The following is a 4,434-nucleotide window of genomic DNA, read 5'->3' as shown; positions in this document are numbered from 1 at the left end:
ATGGCTGTGAATAATTAGCGCTTGTAAAAAGCCTATTTAATCAGCGTTTCCCTAGAAGCCCCCACTCGAACGACTCTACTCTTCAGCATGCAAAATATATCCCAACAGAAAACCACCATCCCCTTTCGGAGATGGTGGTTTTCTGTTGTAGAGGATGTTTCATGGTATGGCAGGTGTGTCTCACCGCCTGCCATGGATTTCCTTATTTTTCTACGGCTGCAGGGACAGCACCGGCAGGGGCCTTTTCTGCGGCAGTCGCTTCGTTATCGGCTTTTGCCTTGGAGAGGTCGAAGCGGTCCGATACGAATCCGTAGAGGGTCCATCCGAGGAAGGTAACGATGGCACCGTAGGTCATGGCTTCGAAGCCGGAGGCGTAGCAGGCGTAGAGGCTGTAGATGGAAGCGATAAAGGCGATGAGTTTCGTGGTCTTCAGTTCGCTGCCCACATGGTCCACGGCTTTCATGATGACTACAATGGATGCCATGCAGAGGAGGTATGGCATAATGTTCGTGATCACCGCCAGGTTGACCAGGGTCTCGAACTGTTCATTCAGGGAGGGGTTGATGGTCATGAGGGAGAAGAGGGACTGGATGATGGTGATGGATACCATGCCCAGAATCGGTGCCCCGTGGGAAGTGACTTTCTTCAGGAAAGCCGGGAAGTAGCCTTCATCACTGCCTGCCTTGAATACGTTGGCAATGGTGAACTGCCAGCCCAGGAGGGAGCCGAAGCAGGAGAGAACCATGAGGCCCATGATGATGCGGCCAACGGTGCCGCCGAACATCTGGGAGAATACGAGTCCGAAGGGAGCAGAGCTTTCTACGAGGTCCTTTGCCGGAACGATACCGAAAATAATGTTGGTGGAAACGATGTAGCAGGCTGCTGCCAGAAGGGTGCCACCGAGAACGGCTTTCGGCACGTTCTTTTCGGGGTTATCCACGGCGTCCGCATTGGCGCAGGCCGATTCCATGCCCAGGAATGCCCAGAGGGTCATGGTGATGGCGTTCATGGCTGCTTCTCCGAAGCCCAGGTTGTTATAATTCCAGTTAGCGGAGTACAGGGATGGGGAGAACCAGAACCAGCCTACGAAGGCCAGGCCGATACAGGGGATAATGACGCCCCATACGGTGATGGAGGAAACCTGTCCGGTGTACTTGGCACCGCCGAAGTTAAGAACCGTAGCCAGCCACAGGGTGAATACGGTGGCTGCGCAGGTCATGACGGGGTCCAGGGTGGTATCGAGGAACCCCAGGGCGTAGCCCACGGCGGAAATGGCGATGGCCGTATTTGCAAAGATCAGGGACACCCCGTAGGTGTAGTTAGCCAGGAAATTGCCGGCCTTGCCGAAGGAATATTCCGCATATCCCCCCATGCCGCCGCCTTTTTTGCTGTACATGCCGCACTTGGCGAATACATAGGCCAGGCACATGGAACCCACGGCCGTAACGAGCCAGGAAACGATGGATAACGCGCCTACCTGCGCCAGCTTCGACGGAAGCATGATGATGCCGGAGCCCATCATGTTGACCGCCGTCAGGATGGTCAGCTGGAAGACGCTCATTTTATTTGCTTTGCTCATGATTTTCTCCTTTTATGAAAGGGATGGACGGGGTAAGGTTCCAGCCGCCACAGGCGGCTGGGGTCCTTGACCTCGGTCTCGATCTCGACCTCCATCTCGATTTCGGCGTTACTTATTTCTCAAATTCCTTCTTCAGTACATAGCCATAGGCATGTTTCTTTCCGTCTTCCCCGGGCTGTACATAGACGCCCTGGATTTCCGGAGCGAAGCCGGGGAGCTGGTTAATGCCTTCCACCAGGTCCAGGAAGTAGGTCACTGCGGTCTTGGACCATTTTTCACCGGGATGTACGCAGAGAACTCCGGGCGGATAAGGAAGTGCGCCTTCCAGGGCAGTGCGGCCTTCGGCGTCAGCCAGGTCCACCAGTTCACCGTGGGCTCTCATGAATTCATACTGTGCCTGCTGGGGATTCATCACGTATTCCGGGAAGTAATCCTTCAGGAAGAGCTGCTTCTGGAGGGTGGAAACCTTGCGGTCCTTGTAGAAATCATGCATTTCCTGGCAGAGCTGGCGGATGGTGTATCCTCTGTACTTGTCTTCGTAGGCTTTGTAAATGGTGGGGAGCACTTCTGCCATAGGAGCATCTTCGTCGATGAGCTGTTCGAAGCGGATGAGCTTGGCCACCAGGTCGTTCATCTTTGTTTCGCTTTCTGCGGGGGTCATGAGGAAGAGAATATCGTTCAGGTCGTTCTTTTCCGGGATGATGCCGTTTTCGCGGAGATAGTTGGCCAGGATGTTTCCCGGAATACCGAAGTCTTCATAGCCGCCGTTTTCTACGTCGATGCCGGCGGTGACGAACTGCAGCTTCATGGGATCGATGAAGTACTGGCCCTTGCCGTAGCCGTCGAATCCATGCCATTTGGCACCCGGTTCGAAGGCCCAGTAGTTGATATCATTGGCCATTTTTTCCGTATCCCCGTCTTCCCACTTCTTGCCGTATACCGTGGGCGGTACGAGAGGACGGATGTAGTGGCAGTTGCGGAGCACCTGTTTTCTGGTTTCAATCACCAGTTTCACAGCGTCTGCCCACAGTTTCTTTCCTGCTTCCCCTTCATGGATCTTGGCATTCACGTCCAGCGCTGCGAAGAGCTGGTACAGAGGAGAGGTGGAGGCGTGCATCATGAAGGCGTTGTTCACTCTCTTATGGGGCACGTACCGGTCCTGGCCCTTGATGTGGGAGTCTTTCTTGTGAATCTGGGAGGTCATGGAGAAGCCGGCCTGCTGTTTATGGACGGACTGGGTGACGAAGATGCCGGGGTCTTCCGGTCCCAGGTCCAGGAGAAGCGGGGAGCAGTCTTTCATCATGGGAATGAACTGTTCATAGCCAACCCATGCGGAGTCGAAGAAAATGTAATCGCAGAGATGGCCGATCTTGTCAACTACCTGACGGGCGTTGTAAATGCAGCCGTCATAGGTGCCCAGCTGGATCACTGCCAGGCGGACCGGCCGTTTTGCCTTTGCCTTTTCCGGATCCTTTTCTGCCACCAGCTTGCGGATGTATTCTTCATTGAAGCAGTGTTCCGGGATGCCGCCGATGGAACCGAAGGCGTTCCGTTCTGTTTCCAGGTATACCGGGGTAGCGCCGGCCAGTACCAGGGCGCCGTGGTCGATGGATTTGTGGTTGTTCCGGTCGAAGAGGACGATGTCCCCGGGGGTGAGGACCGCATTCAGCACTACCTTATTGGAAGTGGAGGTGCCATTCAGTACGAAGTAGGTCTTGTCTGCGTTGTAGACCCGGGCTGCATGTTTCTGGGCTGCCAGTGCCGGACCTTCATGGATAAGGAGGTCCCCCATGGCTACATCGGCATTGCACAGGTCTGCGCGGAATGTATTTTCACCGAAGAAATCATAGAAAGCGCGGCCGGCGGGGTGTTTCCGGAAGAAGGCGCCGCCCTGGTGGCCTGGGCAGTCAAACTGGGAGTATCCGTTTTCTACGTATTTTTCCAGGTCCTTGAAGAAAGGAGGCAGCATGGCATCTTCGTAATGGGCTGCGGCGCTTTCGATCTGGCGGTCGTAGAAATCATGGTCCGTATCGTTCAGGTCGATGACCCGGTATACTTTGCTGATCACTTCATCAGCCACGGGGCCTTCCTTCGTGCGGATAAGGAGTACCGGAATCCTGAAAGCAAAGATCATTTCCTTTGCCAGCACATCGGTATCCGTATCGGTGATCACTACAGCACCTACATCGGTGAAGTCCGTATCATTCACACCCACTGCTTCGCGGCCGGCGATTTTTCCGAAAATTTCAACAGCCCTGTCGGAATAAGCAATTTTCAAATGTTTCATGAGTGAAACCTCCTGTACTTTGCAATTCTGTTATGAATCATCATCAGACCATGGGCGAGTGCACTTCACCCCGCCGTCCTTACGGGATCGGCTTACTGTTCTTACTGTGTTCATTGTACAGAAATCCTCAAAAATACTCCAATATCGAAACATTCCAAAATAAAAAAATCCCCTTATCCATCACAAAATGCATGGATAAGGGATTTTCAGCATGAAGCATAACAATATTGATATGAATATCGGCCATGTATACGATTGGTACCATAGCCTTGGGCCTTCAGCGGATCACCGGCTCACAGGGGAGCCAGGTATTTCTCGCTTCCCCCTCCGGGGTGGCAAGCGAACGGGGTTCGCAGGGAGCCGACAGGCGACTGAGAACCCCGTGAACCCTTCCCCGTGCGGGAAGTCCCGCGCAGCGGGGATAGGGGTGCATTGCTGCGGTGCTTCCCTATTATTTCCGTCAGTCATTCATGCCGTAGGCTGTAGAGCTTTCCTAAAAGCCAGCAGCTGGAAGCTAGGGAAACGCTGATTTAATCAAGAAAATATCGTCAGAAAACACTCTTTCCTG

Annotated in this window: 2 protein-coding genes; both read right to left on the bottom strand. The window is 53.9% G+C overall.

Annotated features, from left to right (window positions below):
- Positions 1-202: 202 nt before the first annotated feature.
- Positions 203-1,579, bottom strand: a complete 1,377-nt coding sequence (gene potE, locus QZR21_RS08205) for a putrescine-ornithine antiporter (protein ID WP_296974845.1) — start codon at positions 1,577-1,579, stop codon at positions 203-205.
- Positions 1,580-1,691: 112 nt separating this feature from the next.
- Positions 1,692-3,866: an ornithine decarboxylase SpeF gene (gene speF / locus QZR21_RS08200; RefSeq protein WP_296098870.1), complete on the bottom strand. Its 2,175-nt coding sequence runs from the start codon at positions 3,864-3,866 to the stop codon at positions 1,692-1,694.
- Positions 3,867-4,434 lie beyond the last annotated feature (568 nt).

The sequence above is a fragment of the uncultured Dialister sp. genome (assembly GCF_900541605.1).
Classification (GTDB): Bacteria; Bacillota; Negativicutes; order Veillonellales; family Dialisteraceae; genus Dialister.
This window is presented reverse-complemented; position numbering and strand designations above follow the sequence as displayed.